16 protein-coding genes and 2 pseudogenes are annotated in these 23808 nt (G+C 53.5%); 5 read left to right on the top strand and 13 right to left on the bottom strand.

Features of this window, described 5'->3' with window-relative positions; genetic code table 11:
• Positions 1 to 50: 50 nt before the first annotated feature.
• The 7 genes and pseudogenes from F605_RS0105895 to F605_RS11040 form a co-directional block, all read right to left on the bottom strand.
• Positions 51 to 1922 (bottom strand): ABC-F family ATP-binding cassette domain-containing protein, encoded by a 1872-nt coding sequence (locus tag F605_RS0105895; RefSeq protein ID WP_244865182.1) that lies wholly within the window; start codon positions 1920 to 1922, stop codon positions 51 to 53.
• Positions 1919 to 4033: a 16S rRNA (adenine(1518)-N(6)/adenine(1519)-N(6))-dimethyltransferase RsmA gene (gene rsmA / locus F605_RS11460; protein ID WP_022864970.1), complete on the bottom strand. Its 2115-nt coding sequence runs from the start codon at positions 4031 to 4033 to the stop codon at positions 1919 to 1921. Before rsmA ends, F605_RS0105895 begins: the two co-directional genes overlap by 4 nt.
• A gap of 12 nt (positions 4034 to 4045) precedes the next feature.
• Positions 4046 to 4315: pseudogene (locus F605_RS11610) on the bottom strand (aggregation-promoting factor C-terminal-like domain-containing protein); the annotation flags it as partial.
• Positions 4316 to 4909: 594 nt separating this feature from the next.
• Positions 4910 to 5098 (bottom strand): annotated as a pseudogene (locus tag F605_RS11640) (ubiquitin-like domain-containing protein); the annotation flags it as partial.
• Between the two features lie 205 nt (positions 5099 to 5303).
• Entirely contained in the window at positions 5304 to 6242 is a 939-nt protein-coding gene (locus F605_RS0105880) for a TatD family hydrolase (RefSeq protein ID WP_022864968.1), read from the bottom strand.
• Entirely contained in the window at positions 6243 to 7691 is a 1449-nt protein-coding gene (locus F605_RS0105875; RefSeq protein ID WP_027723642.1) for a sensor histidine kinase, read from the bottom strand.
• 67 nt (positions 7692 to 7758) lie between these two features.
• Positions 7759 to 8277 (bottom strand): DUF2505 domain-containing protein, encoded by a 519-nt coding sequence (locus F605_RS11040; protein ID WP_022864966.1) that lies wholly within the window; start codon positions 8275 to 8277, stop codon positions 7759 to 7761.
• Between the two features lie 132 nt (positions 8278 to 8409).
• On the opposite strand from F605_RS11040, the gene F605_RS10130 reads away from it, so the two are divergent.
• The 4 genes from F605_RS10130 to F605_RS0105850 all read left to right on the top strand — a co-directional run bounded on the left by F605_RS10130 (position 8410) and on the right by F605_RS0105850 (position 13050).
• Complete coding sequence (locus F605_RS10130; protein WP_022864965.1) at positions 8410 to 9240, top strand: hypothetical protein; 831 nt, start codon at positions 8410 to 8412, stop codon at positions 9238 to 9240.
• Positions 9241 to 9360: 120 nt separating this feature from the next.
• Positions 9361 to 10155 carry a thymidylate synthase gene (locus F605_RS0105860; protein WP_022864964.1) on the top strand — a complete coding sequence of 265 codons (795 nt, stop codon included), beginning with the start codon at positions 9361 to 9363 and terminating at the stop codon, positions 10153 to 10155.
• Between the two features lie 9 nt (positions 10156 to 10164).
• On the top strand, positions 10165 to 10689 hold the full coding sequence (locus F605_RS0105855) for a dihydrofolate reductase (RefSeq protein WP_022864963.1): 525 nt from the start codon (positions 10165 to 10167) through the stop codon (positions 10687 to 10689).
• Between the two features lie 39 nt (positions 10690 to 10728).
• Positions 10729 to 13050 carry a YhgE/Pip family protein gene (locus F605_RS0105850; RefSeq protein ID WP_081639152.1) on the top strand — a complete coding sequence of 774 codons (2322 nt, stop codon included), beginning with the start codon at positions 10729 to 10731 and terminating at the stop codon, positions 13048 to 13050.
• A gap of 98 nt (positions 13051 to 13148) precedes the next feature.
• Here F605_RS0105850 and F605_RS0105845 read toward each other — a convergent pair whose 3' ends face one another.
• From F605_RS0105845 to F605_RS0105815, 6 genes are all read right to left on the bottom strand, one after another.
• Positions 13149 to 15500, bottom strand: a complete 2352-nt coding sequence (locus F605_RS0105845) for a YhgE/Pip domain-containing protein (protein WP_022864961.1) — start codon at positions 15498 to 15500, stop codon at positions 13149 to 13151.
• On the bottom strand, positions 15497 to 18169 hold the full coding sequence (locus F605_RS0105840; protein WP_022864960.1) for a YhgE/Pip domain-containing protein: 2673 nt from the start codon (positions 18167 to 18169) through the stop codon (positions 15497 to 15499). The genes F605_RS0105845 and F605_RS0105840 overlap by 4 nt, the downstream gene beginning before the upstream one ends.
• A 136-nt stretch (positions 18170 to 18305) precedes the next feature.
• A complete protein-coding gene (locus tag F605_RS0105835; RefSeq protein WP_022864959.1) occupies positions 18306 to 19193 on the bottom strand; it encodes a patatin-like phospholipase family protein in 888 nt (295 codons plus the stop codon).
• 298 nt (positions 19194 to 19491) lie between these two features.
• On the bottom strand, positions 19492 to 21174 hold the full coding sequence (locus F605_RS0105825) for a PH domain-containing protein (RefSeq protein WP_022864957.1): 1683 nt from the start codon (positions 21172 to 21174) through the stop codon (positions 19492 to 19494).
• Complete coding sequence (locus tag F605_RS0105820; protein ID WP_022864956.1) at positions 21175 to 21675, bottom strand: PH domain-containing protein; 501 nt, start codon at positions 21673 to 21675, stop codon at positions 21175 to 21177.
• A gap of 210 nt (positions 21676 to 21885) precedes the next feature.
• Complete coding sequence (locus tag F605_RS0105815) at positions 21886 to 22209, bottom strand: hypothetical protein (RefSeq protein WP_022864955.1); 324 nt, start codon at positions 22207 to 22209, stop codon at positions 21886 to 21888.
• 508 nt (positions 22210 to 22717) lie between these two features.
• On the opposite strand from F605_RS0105815, the gene F605_RS0105810 reads away from it, so the two are divergent.
• Complete coding sequence (locus tag F605_RS0105810) at positions 22718 to 23800, top strand: phosphotransferase (RefSeq protein WP_022864954.1); 1083 nt, start codon at positions 22718 to 22720, stop codon at positions 23798 to 23800.
• Positions 23801 to 23808 lie beyond the last annotated feature (8 nt).

The raw sequence follows: 23808 nt of genomic DNA, 5'->3' as shown, positions 1-23808 counted from the left end.
CCGACTGTTTCTCGATACCATAGGGCGCACTTTGCCCAGGTTATCCCCTCTTATTCCAAAGTTTCTGACAGGCGCAACCAGTTTTCTTCTAGCTCCGCTTCTTCACTAACCAATTGGGCGCGGCGCTGATTAAGTTTTTGCAGATGCACCAAGCCTTCGGGGGAAGTATCGGCGGCGCCCTCGCTTAATTCCTGATCTACCTGCCCTAGCTGCTGGTGCAGCTTATCAAGTTTCTTTTCAGTAGCCGAAAGTAGCTTTCGCGCCCGATAAATCTCTGCCCCGCTTTTTTGCGCTGGCTTCCTACTTTTTGCGCTATCCTCACCGGTAGTTTTATCGGCAGCATTATCCCAGTCGCTGCCGGCAGAAATCTCCCCGGCTGCCCGCAGCTGCAAATACTGTTCCACTCCACCAGGCAGCGCCGCCAAAGTACCATCAGCCAGCAGCGCCACCTGCGAATCAGTCACCCTTTGCAGCAGGTAGCGGTCGTGGCTGACCACCACCAGAGTGCCGGGGAAAGAATCCAGCAGATCCTCTAACTGCGCCAAAGTATCGGTATCTAGGTCATTGGTGGGCTCATCCAGGATCAACACATTAGGTTCGGCCAACAGCTGAGAGGCGATCTGTAGCCGGCGCATTTCTCCGCCCGAAAGATCACTTACCCTAGTCCAGGCACGCTCTTTACTAAAGCCCAGTTTTTCTACCAGTTTGGCGGCGGTAATTTCTTGTTCTCCCCACTGGATTCGTTCCTTAATCTGCGATATGGCTTCCACCACCCGCAAATCAGGATTCATCCCTTGAATCCGAGGGGTTTGCTCTAAGGTGGCTAACTGCACAGTTTTTCCCCGTTTAACTTTGCCGGCAGTCGGGCTGAGTTTCCCACTCATGATCCCCAGCAAAGTGGATTTACCTGCTCCATTTACCCCGATGATTCCTACTCTCTGACCGGGATTTAGCCGCCAGGTCACCTGATTTAAGATTTTTCGCTTTGACCCGGGATAGGAAAAGGACACGTCCTCTAGCTCGATTACTCGTTTCCCCAGGCGCGCCGAGGCTAGGCGCACTAACTCTACGCTGTCACGCAGCGGAGGAACATCACTAATCAGGGCTTCGGCAGCGTCAATCCGAAACTTCGGTTTGGAGGTGCGCGCCGGGGCTCCCCGCCGCAGCCAGGCTAGTTCTTTGCGTAACTGGTTTTGGCGTTTTTCTTCCGCCACCTGGGCTTGCCGCGCCCGTTCCATCCGAGCCAGCACATAGGCGGCGTAAGAACCTTCGTATTCTTCCACGTGTCCGGGTATCTGCTCCCGTCCATATCCGGGGTCAACTCCCGGAACTACCTCCCAAATCCGGTTACAAACCGCATCCAAGAACCAACGGTCGTGGGTAACCACCACTAAAGCCCCATTTCCGGAGCTAAAACGGTTATTGAGGTAGCGCGCCAGCCAGGCTACCCCCTCTACATCTAAATGGTTAGTAGGCTCGTCTAAAGCCAAAATGGGGGCATCTTTGCCCAGGGTACGCGCCAGGGCTACCCGCCGTGCCTGTCCCCCAGAAAGTTCGGCGCATTTGGTCGATAACGCTATATCCGGCAGGATTCCCTCATCGATTTGGCGTAAATGCGGCTGCGATGCCCACTGATAATCGGGGATGTTTCCGTGGACTTCCTCTTTCACGCTCAGGGCAGGATCCAGGGTTTGCTGTTGAGAGAGGCAGGCAAAACTTACCCCGGGTGCATAGGTAACACTGCCACTATCGGGTTCTTGGGTTCCGCTCAGCAGCCGCAACAGCGTAGATTTTCCGGCGCCATTGGGGCCTAAGATTCCGATCCGATCGCAGGGAGCGAGGCTAACGGTTATTCCGGAAAGTAGGCGGCGCGGCCCGGCGAGGGCGCCGGCTTCGTGGGTTCCAGCTAAAAAGATGCTCACGCCCACCACTGCTTTCTGGCGAGAGCGATTCCGGGGGCAGAAAAGGTCAGCGGCAAGGTGTAGGCAACCTGCGCTAACTGGGCAAGTTCCCTGGCCACCTTTTCCGCCTTTTCTGCGTTGTCTACCAGGCAAATGACGCTGGGTCCCGAACCGGATATAAAGGGAATCGCGCCTTGCTGCCCGGCAGCCTCTATAGTTGCTCCTAGCTGCGGAATTAGAGTTAGCGCGGGGGCTTGCAAGTCGTTACGAATTAACTTTGCGAGGGCCCCGAAATCTCCGGCATAAAGTGACTCTAGCAGGGGGGTTATTTCCGGTAACGTCGGCATTACTGTTCGTGCTGCGCCCGCCTGGTCAAATCGTTTAAAAACTTGCGGGGTAGGCAGAGTTTCGGGGGAAACTGCGACCACCAGGTGTAGAGGTTTTGCTGGCGGCAAGGGAGTAATCCGGTCGCCCCTCCGATCCGCGAAACAGGTTCCGCCATAGAGTCCAAAAGGCACGTCTGCCCCCAGGGAGGCGCCCATTTCCGCTAACTCCTCTAGGTCTAGCCCGGCTTGCAGTACCTGGTTAGCGGCCAGCAACGCTGCCGCCCCGTCGGCAGATCCACCCGCCATCCCAGCAGCTACCGGCACCTGTTTATTGATCCGAATCTGCGCCCCTCCCTGGTAGCCACAATCCGCGGCTACTAGCAGGAACGCCCGGGTAGCGAGGTTGTCTTGGGGATCTAGTCCCGAAAGCGCCTCTTGGTCGCGTCCGGGATGATATCCCACCGCAGTGGGCGGGGCGCTAAAGGAAACTTCCAGGTCGATACCGGTAGGCTGCAGAGTTATCTCTACGGTTTCTTTGAGACTTACAGCTTGAAATACCGTGGAGAGCCGGTGATACCCCGCTACGGATTCTCCGCAGGCAAGAAAAAGGTTTATTTTAGCGTTGGCGCTGGCAATAGCACTTTCCCCCTTGGCATCACCGCCGCAACCGGGCACGTCGCCAGCCGCAGTTAACGCTTCTGAAGAGATTTGCTCGCCGGGACTTTTCGCGCTCTCCGGCAGATTTTCAAAACCTGCTAGCAAAGCCTTGCGCAGCCGGGCAAGCGCCACATACTGGTTAATCTCCAGGTTTTCCGCGCGCGCGGTAGGATCGATCCCGCAGGCTCGCAAGAGAGCTTCTGCTACCAAAGGCTGCGCCCAAGCTTTTAATCCTGCTCGCAGCATCTTGCGCCGGGAAGCGAACGCCTGGTCAATCAGATTGAAGACTGCTTCCCGCTCGAGCGCTAAAGCTTGCACTGACTTTACCTGCTGGTCAGAAAGGATCTCTTCCCCGGTGTCATCACCTTTAAAATTCCTGTCCCCTTCCCCATATTCACGGGTTAACAGGTAGTGCCTTTGCCGAGTAATCTCTACTAGCGCCGAATCCACGTTCGGTTGTGGGTAAAAAACTCGCCGAGAAATATCTGAGCCCATTCGCGCTCGACCGTACCAGGCGATTTTCACGCTGGGAACCCCGTAAACTTTGCTCCCGGGATTGGTGCACAGGCGCTGCGCCACCTCTTTTTGCACCATTACTAAAGCGCGTTCCAGGCTGGGGAAAGCCGCAAACAAATGCAACAAGACCGGGACTGCCACGTTATAGGGCAGATTGGAAACCAAAACCGTGGGGGAAAAATCTCTGCTCAATCCCGAAGACACATCCGCGACATTTCCCTCGCGCTCGTTGCCAGCTTCCTTAGCACCCTCCGCAATACTTGTTAATCCCGTTAAATCTGCCGGGACTAGTTTTAAGGCATCTTTTTGAATCAAGTACAGGTTACTGGCAGCGCCCGGAGCGTGAGAGCGAATAGTTGCCGGCAAAAAAGCGGCAAGTCGCGCATCAATTTCACAAGCTGCCACCGTAGCGCCTGTTTCTAGCAGCCCTAGGGTTAACGACCCCAAGCCGGGACCAACTTCCAGCACCTGGTCACTAGGTTTTATGTCCGCTTCCCGCACGATCTTACGGATAGCGCTGGGCTCAGTAACAAAGTTTTGTCCCAGCTGTTTAGTCGGGCGAATATTCAGCTGCCGACACAGCTGATTAATCACGCTGGCGGTCAGCAAATTAACTGGGAGGTTTTTTTCCACCCCTCTAGCTTACTAGTACCAGTTAACTCGTTCGGAATGCTGCCAGGCGCCGCAGGGGTCACCGTAGCGGCCGGCGATATAGCCCAGTCCCCACTCGATCTGCGTGGCGGCGTTGGTACGCCAATCTGCTCCGGCAGAGGCCATTTTGCCTCCCGGTAAAGCTTGAGGGATTCCATAGGCACCGGAACTAGCATTGTGGGCGGCAGCATTCCATCCGGATTCACGATTCCACAGTTTTACCAGGCAGGTGAACTGGCTTTCAGACCAGCCACGCGCAATTACCTTTTCATGGGCGATCTCTTGCGCTTGCCCTGCCGGCACTACCGGCCCATAGTCAGTTCCTTCCGAGGTATCTGCTGGTCCCACCCGCACAATTTTCGGTTCCGCTTTAACCAGGGTAGTTACTTGTTCTGGAGACTGAAAGGCCACGGCGCCATCGACCTTTTCAACGAAAGTACTTTTCGCGGTGACTTCCTCTTTGCCTTCATCCTCTACAACTTTGGCTCCGGGAGCTAAAGTTTGGTCTGCCACTTCTTTAACTGGAGGGGCTGAAACCTGCTCTTGCTTAGTAACTCCCCGTTCCACGCGAGAAATCTTAATCGTAGCAGTGCTGGAACTGGTTTCTTCTACGGTGACCCGGTCTAGCGCCGAGAGTTCAATCCCGGCCGCCTGTGCCGCTGCCCGCGGATCCGCGCCCTCTTGGTAACTGCCGTTAACTTCCTGCCCATCAACCCGGAAAGTTGCTTTTAGCTTCGGGGCATCATGGTCGGCTATCCCCCAACCAATCTTTGCATCTTTAGTTCCTTGCAGCACCACCGGGCGCGCATGCACAATTTTTATTTTTTGGTTACGAGACATCTGAGTATCAAGGCCGGGAATCACCTGGTCATATTGCCCAACTTTGATCCCCATATCGGAAACCACCTGGTCTACGGTCCGATTCATGGTTTGTATCTGGCGGCTAGCCCCATCAACGGTAACTGTGACCGTCTTGTATTCACTGGCCACGGCGACTCCCCCACCTAAAACAATGGCGGAGGCAATTCCGGCAAAGATCGCCGTCATCTTGGCGCTGGTGCGTCGATGTTTCCTGCTCAACTGGTTCCTCACTGCGTCTCTAATACCCGTAGAACGGTAACTATTTTCGCTTCCCCCTAACTGTAACCTGATCGTTATAAAATAACTACCTTTTTGTGACCTACAGCTAGTGGCACCCTAACGGTTATGTTAGTACCCCCACCCGAGTTTGTGAAGCTGTTTTAACCATCCGCTAATCAGCGAAAGCCGCGACTGCCTCACCATATACCTGGCGGGTATTATTTACCAGCTGTCGCGCCAGGTCGGTTTCCGTACTTCCAGTAATCTCTACAAGTTTGCGCACTGTCCACACCGTCATATAGGAGGCGTTCGGCTGCCCGCGATGGGGATGGGGCGTTAAATAGGGCGCATCGGTTTCCACCAGTAAAAGCGACGAAGGCATTGCCGCTGCCGCCTCACGCAGCCACTCATTGGCGTTATAGGTAACCGGCCCGGCAATGGAGGCATACCAGCCATTATCGGCCAGCACCTGCGCGATTTCTTTATCGCCACTAAAACAGTGAAAAACCGTACGCTCCGGGGCCCCTTCCTCCAGCAAAATCCGAATAGTATCTGCATGAGCTTCCCGGTCATGAATCTGCAGAGGTAACCCCAGTTCCTTCGCTAAGGAAATATGCATTCGAAAGCTCTGCTGCTGCGCTGCCTTCCCCTGGGGCGAAGTGCGGAAATAATCCAGCCCACTCTCCCCAATAGCCACGGTTTTAGCGGAAGAAGTTGCGGCCATATAAACCTGGCCTACCGCTTCTTCAAGGGAATATTTTTCATGCCAAGGTTGCAGCTGATAAGTTTGCCCATCGGGGGCGGTAGCTACCACTTTCGCATGCAAAGCTGCCTCATTAGGGTGAATTGCCAAGGCACAAAACACCTGGGGATATTCTTCGCTGATCTGCACCGTGGGAGCCAACTCATCTACCTGACAGCCAGAGGTAATCAGGGCACTGACCCCCGCTTGCTGCGCCCGCTCCAATTGTTCTTCCAAGCTGAGGCGAACTCCCTCTACCAGCGGAATCTGTTCTTCCCACAGGGGTAAATGGGTGTGATTATCTATGACTTTGCCCGCCAAAGGCGCAGGGACTTGTGGCCAGCCGCGCCGCTTACGTGATTTCCCCATCTAGCTAGCAGCCTCCTCGACTAGGGCATGGATATGCACCTGGGTACCTTGTTCGGGGCAACTCCAGTCAATGGTGCCATTTAAATTACCGCGCACTAAAGTGCGTACGATCGAAGTTCCTAAACCGTTTAGCGGCTTATCCCCCAGTCCGCACCCATTATCCCGCACCCACACATCTAGGTGTTTTCCTTCTCGTTTAGCCTCCAGGGTGACTTTGCCACCCCGCTGTCCTAAGCCGTGTTCAACCGCATTGGCCACCAGCTCGGAAATCACCACGGCTAAGGCCGAGGCAGCATCCGCATCCACCATCCCAAAGCTACCGGTAAAAGCAGTTTCGACCGCTTGATCAGTAGTCGCCATCGCCGCCGCCATCCGCAATAGACGGGAGATCATATTGTCAAACTCAATGGTTTCATCCACGGTTTGCGATAGCTCTTCATGCACGCGAGCAATAGCCGCTACCCTCCGTTCCGCCTCTCCTAGCGCAGCTTTAACTTCCGCGGAATCTGAGCGTCTAATCTGCATGCGCAAAAGCGCAGAAACGGTTTGGAGATTATTTTTTACCCGATGATGAATCTCGCGAATGGTGGCATCTTTAGTCATTAATTCTCGTTCGCGGCGGCGCATCTCTGTTACGTCCCGACATAGCAAAAGCGCCCCAACTCGTTCACCGTTCTGTTCTAACGGCAACGCCCGAAAAGACACGATCCCGGAAGAAGATTCCACTTCCGTCATCCAAGAAGCCTTCCCCATCACTACCACGGGAAGAGCCTCATCTACTTCGGATTGGTCTTGAATAACTTCGGTTATCAGTTCCGCGAGCACCGCCTCATTGACTTCTTCGCGTACCCCCAAGCGCCGCAAGCAGGAACGGGCATTCGGAGTGAGATCCAGGACATGCCCTTCGGGATCCAAATTAATGGCGCCATCGATCAAACGCGGCATCCCGTGCCTGGTAGCAGGGGGAATGGCAGCATTGGGAAACACCCCACAAGAAATCATTTCACAAAGCACATTTGCGGTTTTATGAAACCACTGTTCTTGCTGCTCAAACACCCGCAAAGATTGAATGTTTACCTCTTGAGTAAGTGCGGCTATTACCCGACCTTCATGCCTTACCGGAAGCGCGCTAGCGATCACCGAATAAGATCCCGCCCACCTGACCTCGGGTACCGTGGGCTGCGAGTCAGGGGCGAAGACAGAAGCTAGCATCCCGGAACGTTTCGGAGAAGCCGACAGCCCCACCACATCATCCAGGTGGATAGTGAAACCGGATCCTGGCCGGGCGTGAGCAAGCGCTACAAAACGCCCGCGGTCATCGGGAATCCATAAAATCAAGTCAGCGCTACCAATATCCGATAGCACCTGCCAGTCGCCCACCAACATATGCAGATGGTCGATATCGCTTTCTGATAGATCCTTACCGTACCGGCGGATCAGTTCCCGCATCCCACTCACGAGTACCAGTCTATGCTAGGTACTCGTTCGCTTATTCCTGGAGCAGATCGGCGGGGGTCTAGCCGGCGTGGTTTGCCAGCCAGCTCTCTGCCGCCTCTTCTTCTCCCCCGGAAAAAACTTGCAGGTGAGACAGAAGTTCCCGTTCTACTTTTCCCCCAATAAGCGGCATATTAACCTGGAGATTCCCGGAAATATTTCGGAGGGTTTTCTCCGGGTCTTTAGGGGAAGCCTTCAGAAAGCTCTCAGCTCTTACCTGTACCGGAACTCGGTCAAAACGGACTTCAAAGTCCCCTTGTGCCAGCAAGCCGGGGCGGGGACTAGTGATCCAGTTTTCCACCACTTCGATCTCTAGTTCATCGGGAAGCAATCGCGCATAGGTCAGTGGGGCTTTAACTTCGGCAAGGTTAACGTTTGCGCGCGACACAAAAGTCCCGCTACCCGCCTGTTCCACCCGGACTTGACATTGAACTTGCGAGATTTGCCTCCAGCGAAATTCTAAGAAGCGCGGGTCGGTGAGCATTTGACAAACCCGCTCTGGAGAGGACGGATACTCAACTTCTAGTTCAAAATCACGCACGTACTATCCCTTTCTACGGCGCTTTAAAGGTCTGTATGCTCGCCCCATCCACCGGAGGCGACTATCCTAAATAATCATAAGCCATTCTAATGGTATCCGCTTTAGTTACTATGCCGGCCAGGAGAAACCTAAATGTTTGATTTTAAACCTCCCCAGTTTTTGCGCTCCGAAAAGCGCGCCTCCCAGAAACAGCTGGCGGCGGCGCTGCGCGAGTCGGCGACGAAAGTCCGTCATGCCTCTAGTTTTGGGGAAGTAGTGGATGCCGTCCTCGATATTCCTAGTGAACATATTGACCAGAAGCTGCTGCAACTAGCTAAGGCTCATCCGCAGGCAGATGTCGGTGATCTGGAAAAGATATTAACGAAACAATACATTAAGCGTACTGCCTACGCGTCCTCCGCAGTGGGAGCGGGAGCGGCGTTGCCGGGCGGGGGTACCGGAGTGGCACTGGGACTTACTGCCGGGGAGCTGGCGGTCTATGCCGTGCAGACCACGATCTATATTTTGGGGGTCTCCCGCCTGCAGGGGGTACGTCCTGCCGATCGGGAACAGCGTCGCGCTCTAGTGCTATCTAGCCTGCTCGGAGAAGAGGGCGCGGCGATAGTTTCTGACCAGTTGGGACTGAGTACCCTAGCTTGGGCACGCACCTCCCTCAAAAACCTGTCTTCCCCCACCTTGGGGCAAGTTAACAAAGCGCTGATGAAATACGCTTCCAAGAAGCTATCTCGGCGCGCTGCCGGCCGGATCGCCGGACGGCTAATTCCCTTCGGAATTGGCGCCGGGGTGGGGTATCTATCCGGCAAGGCGGTAGCGCGGCGTACTGCCGAGGGCGTGAAGGCCGCCTTGGGATCGGCGCGAGAATTATCTGCCCGGGACCTGATGGTAGAGCTGGCACCGGTGATCGATCTAACTGCAGATCCTGCAGTTTCCTCCCCGAAAAAGGTTGATTTCTTCGCTGATTAAGGCGCTACGCCTGCCGAAAACTTTTCTGTACCTCCGTTTTCAGCTCTCAAATAACGGTAGCGATAAAATTGCTAATAACCGGCTAGAATATGGACAAACAACTAGCGAAAGGTTAACGGCGTGGCAGATAGGCAATATGAAGATTTACTGGCCAAGATTTTAGAAACTGGCAGCGAGAAGGCCGATCGTACCGGAACCGGCACCCGCTCACTTTTCGGAGCCCAGCTACGCTACAACTTGGGAGATTCTTTCCCCCTGATTACCACTAAGCGAGTGTTCATGCGGGGAGTCGCCGAGGAACTGTTCTGGTTCTTATCCGGCAACTCTAATGTGCATCCCCTACAGGACAAAAACGTTCATATTTGGGATGATTGGGCGGATAAAGAGGGCGAGCTAGGGCCGGTTTACGGGGTGCAGTGGCGTTCTTGGCCCAGCCCTCATGGCAATATCGACCAGATCGAAAACCTGCTTTCTACCATTAAGAATGATCCGTCCTCGCGCCGGATGCTGGTATCTGCTTGGAATGTTTCTGAGCTGGATAAAATGGCGCTTGCCCCCTGCCACCTACTATTCCAAGCCTATGTGGCAGGTGGACGCCTGTCTTTGCAGGTGTATCAGCGTTCTTGCGATATGTTCCTGGGCGTTCCTTTTAATATCGCTTCCTATTCTTTGCTCACCCATATGCTGGCTCAACAAAGCGGGCTAGAAGTCGGGGAGCTGATTTGGACCGGCGGGGATTGCCATATTTACAACAACCATGTAGAGCAGGTGCGCGAGCAACTTTCCCGCGAGCCCTACTCCTTCCCCACTTTGCGTCTTAACCGCGCCGACAATCTTTATGCCTATAAGTGGGAAGATATCGAGATTGAGAACTACCGCCACCATCCGACCATTAAGGCTCCGATAGCGGTTTAGGAGGCAGCGATGAAGATTGGCATGATCTGGGCGCAAGCCGCGCACCGTGTAATTGGCAATGGCCAGGGAATGCTCTGGCATGTTCCCGCTGACTTCAAACATTTTAAAGCCACCACTATCGGAAGTCCGATTATTATGGGTCGCCGTTCCTTTGAAGCTTTAGGGAAACGAGCTCTTCCCGGACGGCTAAATATTGTGCTAACTACGCGAGAGGATTACCAGGCTAGCGAGGCGAAAGTAGCGACCTCTATTCCCCAAGCGCTAGCATTGGCAGCAGCCTCCGGGGCACAAAAATGCTGGATCACCGGTGGAGCCCGCCTCTATGAAGAGGGGATGGAGATAGCTGATGAACTAGTGGTTAGCTACCTGGATTTAGATGTAGGAGATGACCCCAGTTATGCCCACGCCCCCACTATTTCTCCGCAGCTTTGGGAAATGGATACTGAGCGTTCCGATAGCGAGTTTCGCCCTGTTTCTGGGGATTGCCGCTGGAAGCTGGTTTACTACCGAAAAGCCAGCCTAAACAACAGTTAACACTGCCTATTACCTAGGGGTATCCTAACCATTTAGAAAATGAGTGAGTCAAAAACATTCGGAGGCACGATGGAGAAGAAATACCGTTGGAACACTCTTTCCAACCTGGTGGTAATTCTCGGCATCCTGGTGATTCCGTTAATGTATTCCGGGCTGTTTACCTGGGCGTACGAGGATCCGATGCAACGGGTTAACCTCCTGAAAGCCGCAGTGGTAAACCTAGACCAACCAGCTACCGCTATCAGCGCTAATGGCGAAAAGACGATCAATCTGGGTGCCAGCCTGGAAAAAGAACTCTATAAAGACGATGCCCCCGGTTTCGACTGGACGAAAGCTTCCCTACCGCAAGCTAAATCCGGGTTAAAAGATGGTACCTATAAGGCACTACTCCTCATCCCCAATAATCTTTCTAGTGCTTATTCCAAACTCGCCGACCCAGAAAATGAAGTTCCCGCGAGAAAGGCTCAATTAGAGCTGCGAACCGATGACGCGGTGAACTATCTGCAAGGTACCATGGCCACCTCGGCAGCTTTAGCTCTCCAAGCGGCGCTCTCTACTGAGGGCGCCGCCGGATATATCGATCAACTATTGCTTTCCACCGGCCCTCTAAAGGATGGGTTCCTCGATGCGGCCTCTGGCGCCGGAAAACTTGCCGACGGCGGAGATCAGTTAGGAAGTGGAGCCGATACCCTAGTAGTGGGATTAGGCGAATTAGCTGATGGCAGTGTCAAGATTCGCGATGGCTCCCTGAAACTAAGGGATGGAATCACCGCCTATACCGGCGGGGTTTCCAGTCTCAGCTCCGGACTAGGGCAGCTCAATGGGAATATGCCAAAACTAACTGCGGGAGCCAAACAAGTTGATGGCGGTATTGATCAAATTCACCAGCAGATAGCTGCTATGCAACCTGAAGTTAGCAAACTGGCAAAAGATGGGAACCAGTTGATTGATTTGCTGGCTCCCCTAGCAAATTCTGGAGTCGATACCGCAAAAATCGCCCAGTTCCTTACCCAGTTTAAGGGCGCAGTTGACCAGTGCGCGCAGGTACCTCCCGCAGTGCTTCCCACATTTCCCCAGTGCGTCGCTCTAGCCAAAATGGCTTCTGAGCAGGGATTAACCCTGCAACAACTTTCGACAAAGATTGCTCAAGCACAGGGAATGCTACAAATGGTAGGAAAGTTATCCCAGCTTGACCCGCAGCAAATGAAAGCGAAGCTGAACGCAGCCGATAAAGGAGTTAAGGAGCTGAGCCGGCAAACCGCTCTCACTCCGCCCGCCCAAGCCGGAAAGCAAAAGCCGACTCTAAAAGATGGCACTTATGCCTTGGCGAATGGTTTAGACCAGGCGCAACGGGGGGTGCAGAAGCTTTCTGCCGGAGCCTCTACCCTAGATAAGAATTCCGCGCAGTTACGCACGGGGGCTAATGCTCTCAGTGGCGGTCTTGATTCCCTTTCCCAAGGGGCGAGCAAAGCCTCCAATGGCGGAAAACAGTTATCGAGTGGAATCGGAAAACTGACTGCAGGTGCTTCCAGCCTGGAAGATGGACTGCGCGATGGCGCTAAGCAGGTGCCTACCGTTGAAAAGGGACAGGCCCAAAAGGTCGCCCAAGCGGCTAGTGGAGTCGCCGATGTGGAATCTATCCGTCAAAACCCGGTCCATGATAACGGCGCCGGATTCGCCCCCTTCTTCATGGCGCTCTGCTTGTGGATCGGTGGGATTGCGATCTTCTTGATTTTCCCGGCTCTAGATTTACGGCGTCGCCCCGAAGAGAGTTTCTGGAGCTGCGGTTTCCGATCTATGGCGATCGGGTCGCTCTTCGGAGCTCTGCAAGCAGTTACCGTAGTAACTGGCCTGCAACTGTTCCTAAAGCTAGATGCCCAAAATTTTGGGGCACTATTGCTGATAGCAGTATTAGCCTCCATTGGATTCGTGGCAGTAAACCAAGCCTGTGTAGCCGCCCTCGGATATCGAGGACGCGCCCTTTCGGTAATCCTACTGTGTTTGCAAATTACCTCCACCGGTGCAACTTTCCCGGTAGAAACCGCGCCGAGGTTCTTCCAGTTCCTCAGCCCCCTGCTCCCCATGACCCATGTGGCGCGTACTATCCGCGCCGCGATCGCCGGCGGAGATCTGTTATTTGGCAAGGCACTACTGGTGCTGGCGATCTGGACGCTCCTGGCCTGGGTGGCGACCATCATTTCCACCGCGCGCCGCAAAGGCCAGCGTCCCATGCCTTACGACCCGGCGCTGACTTTCAAGAAAGTGCCTTTGGTTTCTTCCCCCTTAGGCGCGAACTCCGCCAATAACGTTGAGGACTTTGACCGCAGCACCCACATAGCCAAAGAAAACCTGCGTAGCTGATTCGGTGGCGCGGGACTGCCAGGGCGCGAGGAGGCTGGATTTTTCCTCCCGACCTTCCACTGGCAAAGCCCGGCCACCCCGCGCACACCCTGCCCGGGCTACATGACTTTCGTTTTTTCCACCTCTTTGGCCATATCGTGGATCCGCCCGGCAATCGTACGCCGCAAAACTAGCCCCAGCACCAAGTTCGGAATCAGGAATACCAGGAGTATCACCAGGTTATAAGCAAAATCCCCCGCATAAATCCCGGCGATAGCCGAACGCATTAAGTTAATCGCATAGGTGGCGGGCAGCCAGGGACTGATGTTTTGGAACCATTGCGGCAATAGTTCCAACGGATATGCTCCACCAGCAGCAGAAATCTGTAACACCAGTAACAACACCGCTAAGGCTTTACCCGCATTAGCAAGTGCTACCACCAAGGTATACACGATAACGGTAAAGACGGTGGAAATTACCCATCCTGCCAAGATCAGTAGGAAGGGATGGGCTGGTTTGATCTCCACAAACACAATCAGCCCAACCATCAGCAACGTGGATTGCGCCATCCCAATCACCCAAAACATAAAGTAGCGCCCCAGGTACTCTTGAGCCCCGGTAAATACAGGCTTTTTTCCCGCGGCTTTAGCGGCTGTTTTCGCCTCTGGAGTCGATTCTGCTTCACTAGCTTCCGTGTCTGCCCCTTCCAACCGGGACGATTCCTCCGCATTCGCATCTGCCCCAGCGGTCGCATCAGGATCTTTCCGGGCTCCCCTACTGGCCAGGTAGCGTTTGCCCACATTCTCAGAAACATCAGTACGCAGGAAAACCCCCGCCAGAAGCGCCCCCACCCATAGGGCGATAACGGTGAATAGTGGAGTCATCCCTACCCCAAAAGTGACGACTGGGAACACCGCATTGCGTTTTACCGCTATGGGGGAAGAAATTAGACGGGCAAAATCTTTGGGGTCAGCTCCCAAGGTGGTGGCGATTTTTTTCAAGTCCCCTTGCGACTGGGCAGATGAAATCTGTTCCCGAGCCTGATCCAAGCGGCGGGCTCCGTCACGCATCTTTTTCGCGGTATTGTCCAAGGTCTTTTGGGAGCGACGCATACTCGCAATCATCCCGCCCGCACTTTCCGACAGATCGGTTTGCACCGCCTGCAGATAGGAACGGAAAATCTTCACATTTTTTCCGGCAGAATCCAGGTTCTTACGCAGGCTCTCAATTTTTGGCTGTAAGTTTTTCTCAAAATTGGATCGAGCAGTAGCAATAGCTTTTTGCGCGTCTGCTATGGCTTGACGGGCATTCTTTCTCAGGTCAGAATCTACAGTTACTCCCCTGCGGAGGTCAGATGCAATACTGCCCAGTCGCTCCGACAAGATTTGTTGGCGAGTAATCGCCGCATCCATCTCGGCCAGCAAGCGGTCGACAGCCGGATCCTTCCCTTCTAAATCCGCCCCGTCCGGCCCCAGTGCACGCTCGAGTGCGTCCCGCGTTTGTTGGAAACCAGCGATTTGTTTATCCAACAAGATTTTCAGCTGTTCGACTGTGTCCGCACTGCTTTGGCTGGCGCTAGTTGCCGAATTCAGCAATTTGTCTAATTGTTTTTGCAGATCGGAGATATTGCCTTCTGCCAGTCTCACCGCATCGTCGAGCCTAGAGGATACGGATGCGAAGGGATTGGTGGTTCCGCCAGCACCTTTTCTCCCGGAATCAAATGTGGAGTCAACAGCCTCCTCAAAGGAATCCTGCACCCCTGCAGCCAGCTGTTTTGCTCCGGTGGCCAGCGGCACCGCCGAACCTATCAAGGTAGACAGAGAACTAACGGTGTTCGCCCCGGAATTCAGTTGTGCAGAGAGGGTTTCGAGGTGGTTGCTCAGCCGATCCAGAGCTGCCTGAGTATCAGCAGTCTCTAGATAAGAGGACACGTCCTCAGCGATAGCCACGGCGGCTTCTGCCAAGGTTTGCGAAAAAGCCGTGTTGATTTGCGCGGTGACCCCCTGAGCGCCTTGCGTGGTGAGATTGGCTGAGAGTGGGTTCTTCTTTTCGTTGGTGTGCAGCGTGATATTTGCCGGGGCAGCTCCGCCGGCATAGAAGGTAAACATGGACTTTGAAAAATCCTCCGGTAACACAATTGTCGCGTAATATTCCCCCGAACGCGTACCCTCCAAAGCCTGATCTTTGCTGGTTATTATCCAATCAAACTGGTCATTTACTGCCAGTTCTTTGAGTACCGTGTCCCCCACATTGACTTTGACGTTCAGTATTTTGCTGGTGTAACCCTCGTCGGTGTTGGCCACGGCAATCTTCAGCCGTCCCGAATTTGAGAAGGGATCCCAGGTAGCCAAGACGTTGAACCAGGTGAAGAACATAGGAACGACAATCAACAGGACCAGGGAAATCCGAACCATGATACTGCTGCGAATCTGACGAAAGTCGTCTCGGATAATGAAAAGTACTTCGTTCATCGCGTCTCCTCACTGGTTGCGGAGGCATCGGATTCGCCCAACGATTCCTCGGTACTTTCATCCGCAGCGTCTGCCCGCACAGACGCGCTAAGGAGGCGACGTTTACTGCGACTGCGGTAATGTTCGCTGCTCGGGTTCTCCGACCGATTTTCGGTTTTTATAGCATTCGCTTCTCGCTGGCGAGCAAGGCTCTCGAAAAGTTCATCTTCCGTCAGATGCGACAGCCTCTCGGCTCGTTCGATGGAGCTCTTGAGTACCGCTACGCCAACCAGAGTCCCCATGATGGCCACTCCCCAAACCGCTACTATCCCCAGAAGCACTGGTTTACTGGCGGAGGTAAGCCAGGAAATCATCCCGAGCACAACCAGTCCCAAAATCCCCACGCTGCTCAGTCCATTAATCAAAGCGGGATAGCGGGCATTGAACTCTTCTTGACGTCGCCGGATACGGGTGGAAAATTCTTTCCGGTTCGCTAGCAGCGCAATGATGTTACTCAAGCGGTAACCGCGACTTTGTAGCTGAACGTCTTCATTCACGACCAGTTCGGTGCGAGCCAAATCATCGTAGAACAACTGGGTGAAGTAACCGAAACGACGCCTCCCCACAAACCCTAGCAGGAACATGGTGACGCTCATGAGCAATAAAATCGTCATAACATGCCAGAACCGCCCGTGATAGAACCCGCCGATAGTTTCTCGGATCGCGTCGATGCCGTAAGAAAACGGGAGCATTGGGTACAGTTGGCGGAAGAATCTGGGCATGAGCTCGATTGGATAGATGCCCGAGGCGCCGGGAATCTGCAACACCACCAGCAAAATTGCCAGGGCTCGTCCCACGTGACTGAACGCAGCTGCTAAAGCATAGATAATTGCCAAATAACACGGGCCGATCAGCATGGAGGTAGCAATGAAAGCGGGAGCGTTGGCGGCTTTCACTCCCAGCAGCAAACTACCCACGCTGACAATTAGCCCCTGCCCTATGGACAGCACCCCGGAGAGCATGAATCGCCCCAGATAAGCCGAGCGCAAACTCAACCAGTCAAAGCCTTCTTTATCGACTTCTACCCGGAAAATTATGACCAGGATGAGCGCACCAATCCACAGGGAGAGATTGAGGAACATGGCCGCCATTCCCGAACCATAAGAGTTGATGGGAAAGAGCGTCTGCTGGTCGAATTTTACTGGTGAGGTTAGGTAGCGTCCGATATTGGTCGGATCGAGCCCAATGACTGTTTCCAAGGGTCCCGTCCGGAGCGCGGTAGCCAGAGTCGCCACATCGGTTTGCGCCCCGCTAGCCGTATTGGACAGCAGGTTCAGGTTGTCCTGCATCTGATCAAGCACATTTTGGGTATCCCTAATCTGGTCATCGATCCCGTGGGTCAGTGTAGAAATTTCTTTAAGGGAAATCCGCGCGGTGCCCACCGCGGAGTTGATGGCTCCCAACTGCGCCGACAGTTGCGTCACCTGGGAGTTTAACTGAGATGCGGTTCGAGTGGACTGCTCCCGCAAACCAGTGGAGCCGTGTTGCGCGTCCGTCAGAGACTGATTAAAGGATTTCATCAGTGCCTGCAAATCCTTGCTAGCCTTGGTAGCATCCGAACCGGTTTTCCCGACCTTGTCGAGCAGATCCTGTATCTCGTCCAGCTGAGATTTCAACTTCGCAGCGAGCTTTTGTGTCTGCGGGAATCTTTCTAAAATCGCAATCTGCTCACGCATTTTCTCAATCGAAGTATCCGCTCTTTTAATGCCGGATTGCAGCTGCGAGTCTATTTCGGCGAGTTTATTTGTCGCATTCGAGACCGCTGAATCCGCGGCCGCTGAGGATTCATTGAGTGCTTTTTGGGCGCTAATACTGGCTTGTCCCGCCTGGGCAGCAAACTCGGAAGCATCGGAGACGACTGTCCCTAAAACATCTTGCGCGTCGCTCAAAGCCGCGGAAACATCAGCCAATGCCGGGTCAGCTGCAGCCAGCGTAGCCCGGACTTTTTTCATAGTCTGTAAGGAACCTGTCAAAGATGCACTGGCGGAATCCAAGGTGCCTTGCGCATCGGCCAGATCCCGGTTAATGCCGCCCAAGGCATCTAAAGCACTGCCCTGAGCATCAGCAACATTTATGTCGATCTCTAGGGCACCGTCGCGCAAAGCTTGCGCAATGGCCTCGCCTACCTTGCCCCGGAAAGTTGAGGTGATTTGAATATCGAGTTCATTTGATCCCGCATCGGTAATTTTAGGGGCAATAGCGCCTTTCTTTTCATTTACGTTGTATGCGATGGTCGGCTGATGGAGTTGGCCGCTGAAAATATCGACTAAATCTTTACTAAAGGTCTTGGGGATGACAAAAGTCGCATAAACTTCCCCGGTTCTGATTTTGTGATTGGCTGTGGCTTGATCTGTAAACTGCCAGCCCAGCTGCTTATTCTCTGACAATTTGTCAACTACCAGGTCGCCAACATTTAGCTGACCAGTCAGTGAGGATTCCGTTCCCACATCGTTATTCACTACCGCAATGGGGAGGTTTTCCGTTGCGTTGTAGGGGTTCCAAAAGGCCAAAATATTCAGCCAAGTGTACAGGGCTGGGGTGACCAAGATACCGATGACGATAATCAGGGATCGCGGAACCGCGAAAATCCGCTTTACGTCACGAGTAAGCACCCGACAGCTATCTTTCATCTTGTAATCATAACCTTGTGTTGCAATTCTGACAGTGCATGCTGTTGTCCATCTGAAATCCCACGCGAAAGAATCCGGGTTTCCATAGGTCTTGCGCGTTCATCCCCGGATTCAGATCAGGGATACCCGCTCAGATTCACCCCCATAAGAACTCTTTGACCTTTGGAAGTTCCCTTCGCATCTGTTCGTATCCGGCGGCGAAATTTTCTTCCAGCTTGGCGGGATTATCTTCAAAATTCGCCACCCCCATATGCTGCGGATAGAACACATAAGCTTTACCCTCGGACTCTAAACGTTCTAGTTCGGCTCGGGTTCGGTTGTAATTTATGGGGCGTTCAATAAGAGCCTGAGCAGCCTTCGGGTACCGCGCTAGCAAGCAGCGATAAGCCAAATCGGGTAGGCGATTTTCTTTCAGGTATTCCCGCGGTCGGGTCAGCAGAACCAGGAACTTTTCGTAACCATCTGCCTGCGCCACGTCCAAGGGAATTCCACCGCTGGGGCCTATCGCTCCGTCCATGCAGGCCTCACCTGCTATATAAGTGACTGGGGTAGCTATAGGCATGGATCCCGAAGCCTTGCATACGTGAGTCAGCTTTTGCTCCGAATCCACCTGATTCTGGGAAAAATATATTTCCTCTCCGCGTTGCGCGTTGTATACACCTATCCGCCATTCGGCTGGATTTGCTGCGAAACGCACATAGTCTAGCTCGAGCATTCCCCCAGGCTCGGTCAGGTCGTAGTACATGTGGTGAGTGTCGAAAATCCCCTTACCTTTTAGCACCGTTTTCCATCCGCCAAAGTCGGGGTCAGAACTAATATCCACAAAGCAGCGCTTTGAACGCTGCGGAAGACGAGCTAAATAGTTCACCAAGTTGGTAGCACCTGCAGAAATTCCCGCGACATAATTCAAGTGGATTTCCGCTTCCAGGAGCATATTTATGGCACCCGCGGTGTAGCTACCCCGCATCCCTCCCCCTTCGAGCAGCAATGCAGTGTCCAAGATATTATTCTCAAACTGTTGCATACCATCTCACCTCAAAACCAATCATACGGATTGACATAGTACTAGACTCGGGTAACTTCAGCATTCCAGTTTGCCTAAGTTTTATCTGAGCAGGTGCGGTGGCATAAGAATTCGACAAACAGCACAAGGTTTCCCCAATCTTCGGCAGGAAGAAAAATTTTCCGCGCTAGTAGTGCCAGCAACTGGCAATCCGGGGCGCGGCCGATAAAAGATACGAGAGGAGCTTGACCTGCGTAGCAGGTCATGGAGTCCCCGGAGTGCTTTTATCGAGCCAGCCCGGCTCGTGGCAGTGACGCAATTACTGTCCTATGGGGCGGAGGGTTTGCAGCATGCGTTCCGCCCACTGGGCGTTTGGTTCCACCCGGGAGCGCACTTTCGAGGCGGCCAGTTCGTCCTTAGCTAACTGAGCTGCCACCTGTGCATCTAGATGCTTAACCTTCATAGTGGCAGTGCCGGGTACCAGGTCTAGGCGCACCCCGGCCACTCCCAGATGCCGCTGCACGGGACCAGCGCTGGTAGTTACCGATTGCGCGCGTTCGTGGGGCGCAAAGGTAACTTTGCGCCGTATCCATCCATCACGGTAGATCAGCACGGTGTCGGTAACAGCAAAGGCACGGCGAAAACGGGCGAAAGGATCCATTATCTGGGCTTTTTTAGCAATGGTAGTGAAAGAGGCAACCGAATCTGAGTTCGTACCGTCAAAAGCCTCCTGCAGCAGCTTTTCCCTTTCTGCGCCCTCGTTAATCCCTAAATCCCGAATCGCCATTTCTAAAATTATTTTTGCCTGCTCTAGAGTTCCTACTGGCAACAGCAGGTTATCGGCAGCTTGCTTCTTTTGGTTGCCACTGGTTTCCACGCCGTGACCGGCGAGGGTAACTTCAGCTTGCCACCAGCCAAAAGGTCGCCACAATAAAGGTTGTAGAAAACGAATTGCGTGAATCCGTCCCGGTGGCAAAGTCTGGGATTTGAGCGCAAGCAGACCCGAGGTGACCCGGATACCGTCATGGGTAATGTTGGCACTGAAATTGAAACCGGAGTTAAAACGTGACCAGGCATAAGACAGTATCATTAGGGGAATAATTCCAATGGAAATAATGGTGGGAATAATACTCCCCACGGCTATCCCCTCCACAGTCAGATCCGCCATAAAGAAAAGAACGACCACGCAGATTACTACAATTAGTGACATTATTAGCAGCCAAACAACTTCGGAAGTCAGCAGCACTGAGGCTATCAGGCGTCCTGGTGAAACCCGATAGACTTCATACTCGTCTGCGGCTAAGTGATAATCGTCCTCGGCAAAAAGATCCGTGCCGACCAAGCCTTCAGCTCCCGTCTGATGAGAGGTTTCATCAGTGAGGGAACGCCCAGCTATGCGAGCAACTACCTCCCGGCGTGCTCGATCTAAATATTTGTTGGCGAGGAACTGTATTTCTACCCGGGAGCCTTGCCCACCTGCCGACTCCACACGCAAGGCTCCCAAGCCAAATATACGGGCAGCTAACGGCCGATAGACATCTACTGATTGCACTCGATCTAGGGGAATCTTCCGGTGCTTTTTAAAGAAAATCCCGCGGCGATACTGCACGTCGGTAGCGGTTATTTTCCAAGAGGTCGCTCGCCAAGCGAAATACAGGTAGATGATTAACAGCGCTAGCATCGCCAGCGGTACCGCAATCACTAGCAGCAATATCCCCGGATGTCCCGGTACGTTTTCCCGGAGGTTCTTGATCAGCATGATCACGTTATTGAGCGACTGGGTTAGGACGACTACCACGATGATCACCAGAGCCTGCCACACTTGCAGGAGCGGGGTGAGCCAGTGTACTCGTCGCCAAGTAGATTCTTCTGCTCGACCGGCAGGGGCACTAACAGCATCGGCCACGGTCAGGGAATGCTGTCTGTTATCAGCTGTAGCAGTGTTGTCCTCGGAATATCCCGAAGAGTTTTCATTTGTTAATGCCTGGTATTGATCGCCCATCTAAATACCCTCAAGATTGGTTTCGGCAAGTTCAGAAATCTCTTCCCGCAGTTGCGCGGCCTGTTCACGCGGAATTCCCGGCAATTCTGCGTCTGTCGACGCGGAGGCAGTATGCAGTTTTACCTGCGCGATCCCAAAATGACGGGCGACGGGGCCTTCTTCTACGTCTACATACTGCAGTCTGCCCAAGGGAACCACAGTTAAGGACTTGAACATAATCCCTTTGCGAATCTGCAAGTCAGTTCCCGTAACTGCCCAGCCCATAGCGCGCACTTGCCGTGGAATTAGCCATATCAGCCAGAGGGCTATTGCCAGCACCAGCGCGATCAATATTAGACCGATCCACTTTTCGGGGAGGACGAAAAAAAGAATTATCGCCACGGCTATGAAGCAAACCAGAACGAGTGCGACCGCTGCTAGGCGTACCTTAATAAGTTCCAGGGAAACCGGACGAAACTTCACTCCTGCCGGCGCAAATGGATCTATTTGAGAGGAAACCATCTAAAGTCCTTTTTGCTTTTATCCTATCAGTGCCATCCCGGAGCTAAGAGACAATACCAGGCCGAGTCAGCAATCCTTATTCCGCAGGATCCCAAAAACGGAGAAAGTCCCCCCAACATAAAACTTATGTTTATTTCCACCCCTTTTTCCGGGTACAAAAAACCCCGGGCAGTTGAGGGATGCCCGGGGTTTCTCAGGTAGTAAGAGGATCTACCCGATCATAAAGGAACGTGTAAGGCTAATAGCACCGGCTGCACCGATACCGCCCAAGATAACAATTCCGGCGAGGGAGCCGGCGCCGCCCATGCGGTCAATCGCGGAGAGATTGTTGGCCGCATAGGCCGTAGCATCAACATCGTTAGCGGTTAGGTTGCCGCTAACCTCGGTCGTACGAGCCTGAATCTGAACGGTGGTCTCAACGCCCTCATTGGACAGCCCTTCGGCAGCCTGTGCGGTGAGCACGCCAGCAGGAATCAACGCTGCCGCAGCGATTCCGCACGCGGCCATCTTCTTGATCGAAGTTCCCTTGTCCATTTCAGTCTCCCTCACGACCTGAATTCTTTCTTGTTGGTATTAATATTACCACCCGGTCAAATGAAAGCAAGCTAATTGCTCTAATTTACGGGTGATGCGTGTCACAATTCTCAAAAACTTATGCGGTGGAAAGTAGACCAACTTCCAATAAGCCTCTTTGACCTGCAGCGTTAGACAGATTATTAATTGTAACGAAATTGTAACGCCAATACTTACCGGCCGGTAAGTATTGGCAGCACCCAGGTTTTTCTTCCTCAGACTCTACAATCTGTGACCTAGATTTAATAACTTTTTCATCACTTCAAATCTTTTAGTGCCTAGCGCCACACAAAATCTTCCCGGCGTGCACCGCCTTACTTCTTCCGGGAGAGGTAAACACACCAGGTTCCTAATATTCTCTCTTAAGATTTCGCTCTCTACCTATATATAGGTCAGCCGAAAATGGAGCTATTCCGGTTGCTTCAACCCACAAACGTGGCTTAGTTGATAACCTAAAACCGTGAATGACATGGATGATTTCCTTCCCCTAGCCGCAATGGCCGCCGCTGCGCTACCCGAAACCGACTTCGTTTCGCTATGCTCACCCCGATTTAAAACCGAAGATCTACGGGTATGCGCAGTTCAAGATACCGCTGAACGCAAGTGGCTAGTCAACTGCCCTACCACTGAGCATGCTGACAATCAGCTACAAACCCAAACTCAGATTATGCAGGCGCTCTCCCATGATGGCGCGCGCCTGCCCTTCTGCCTACCCTGGCCATCCCACACGGTACGGATAGTGGGTGGAAAGCACGCCCTCGTTCATCCCGCTTTCCCTGGCCGGCCCGCTCGCGCAGAAGATCTAACGGTTTCAGATAAACTTGCCGCCTCCCTCGGGGCCGCGCTAGCTGCTCTGCATGAGCTTCCGGCTCGGGTTCTACAGGCCGCCGAGCGGCCAACTTTTTCTGCTGACCAGATTCGCAGACGCTGGCTAAGTTTGTTAGACGAAGCCGCCCCTACCCACGCCGTACCGCCCCGGCTGTGGCAACGTTGGGAGGAACGCTTAGAAGATATTTCCCTCTGGCGTTTCGCAAGTGCTTTTATCCACGCGGATTTACAAGAAAACTACCTATATATAGACAAAGAAGTTATCAGTGGCCTCACCGGATTCGGACAGGCAAGATTCGGCGATCCTGCCCGCGACTTAGCCTGGGTAGTTTCCTCATCTTCAGACGAATTCGCCAAAACCGTCCTAGAGGAGTATCGAAAACTCCGGCTTTACGAAGATCCCCAGCTTAACGCGCGAATTGAGCTTAATTCGGAGTTAGTGCTCTTGGAATGGCTCATGCACGGGGTACACCAAAATAGTGAAGACATCATCACCGACGCTCGCGAGTTAATCTCGCAGCTAGCAGACACCCTAGATAGTACCGGGTTGTTGCCCGTCCTCCGCGATGAATCTACCCAGAAAAATCTAGAGACCCCAGAAGACACCACCAGCGATGACCCGGAAAACTCCCCTGCTGCTGCTCAGCCGCTAGCGACTAAGGAAGAATCCGCAGACGAGGACGAACCCGTGGCTGCTGGCTCATCAGCTAACGAAAACGAGTAGATATTCCT

The organism is Varibaculum cambriense DSM 15806 (assembly GCF_000420065.1).
GTDB classification, from domain to species: Bacteria; Actinomycetota; Actinomycetes; order Actinomycetales; family Actinomycetaceae; genus Varibaculum; species Varibaculum cambriense.
The sequence above is the reverse complement of the archived record's forward strand: the minus strand, read 5'-3'. Positions and strand labels throughout refer to the sequence as shown.

Bases quoted from the DNA above. Each gene is read 5' to 3' on its own strand.
- F605_RS10130 (WP_022864965.1), top strand. From the start codon at position 8,410: ATGTTTGATTTTAAACCTCCCCAGTTTTTGCGCTCCGAAAAGCGCGCC.
- F605_RS0105840 (WP_022864960.1), bottom strand. From the start codon at position 18,169: ATGAAAGATAGCTGTCGGGTGCTTACTCGTGACGTAAAGCGGATTTTC.
- F605_RS0105875 (WP_027723642.1), bottom strand. From the start codon at position 7,691: ATGCGGGAACTGATCCGCCGGTACGGTAAGGATCTATCAGAAAGCGAT.
- F605_RS0105810 (WP_022864954.1), top strand. From the start codon at position 22,718: ATGGATGATTTCCTTCCCCTAGCCGCAATGGCCGCCGCTGCGCTACCC.
- F605_RS0105820 (WP_022864956.1), bottom strand. From the start codon at position 21,675: ATGGTTTCCTCTCAAATAGATCCATTTGCGCCGGCAGGAGTGAAGTTT.
- F605_RS0105835 (WP_022864959.1), bottom strand. From the start codon at position 19,193: ATGCAACAGTTTGAGAATAATATCTTGGACACTGCATTGCTGCTCGAA.
- F605_RS0105825 (WP_022864957.1), bottom strand. From the start codon at position 21,174: ATGGGCGATCAATACCAGGCATTAACAAATGAAAACTCTTCGGGATAT.
- F605_RS0105815 (WP_022864955.1), bottom strand. From the start codon at position 22,209: ATGGACAAGGGAACTTCGATCAAGAAGATGGCCGCGTGCGGAATCGCT.
- F605_RS0105855 (WP_022864963.1), top strand. From the start codon at position 10,165: ATGAAGATTGGCATGATCTGGGCGCAAGCCGCGCACCGTGTAATTGGC.
- F605_RS0105880 (WP_022864968.1), bottom strand. From the start codon at position 6,242: ATGGGGAAATCACGTAAGCGGCGCGGCTGGCCACAAGTCCCTGCGCCT.
- F605_RS0105850 (WP_081639152.1), top strand. From the start codon at position 10,729: ATGAGTGAGTCAAAAACATTCGGAGGCACGATGGAGAAGAAATACCGT.
- F605_RS0105845 (WP_022864961.1), bottom strand. From the start codon at position 15,500: ATGAACGAAGTACTTTTCATTATCCGAGACGACTTTCGTCAGATTCGC.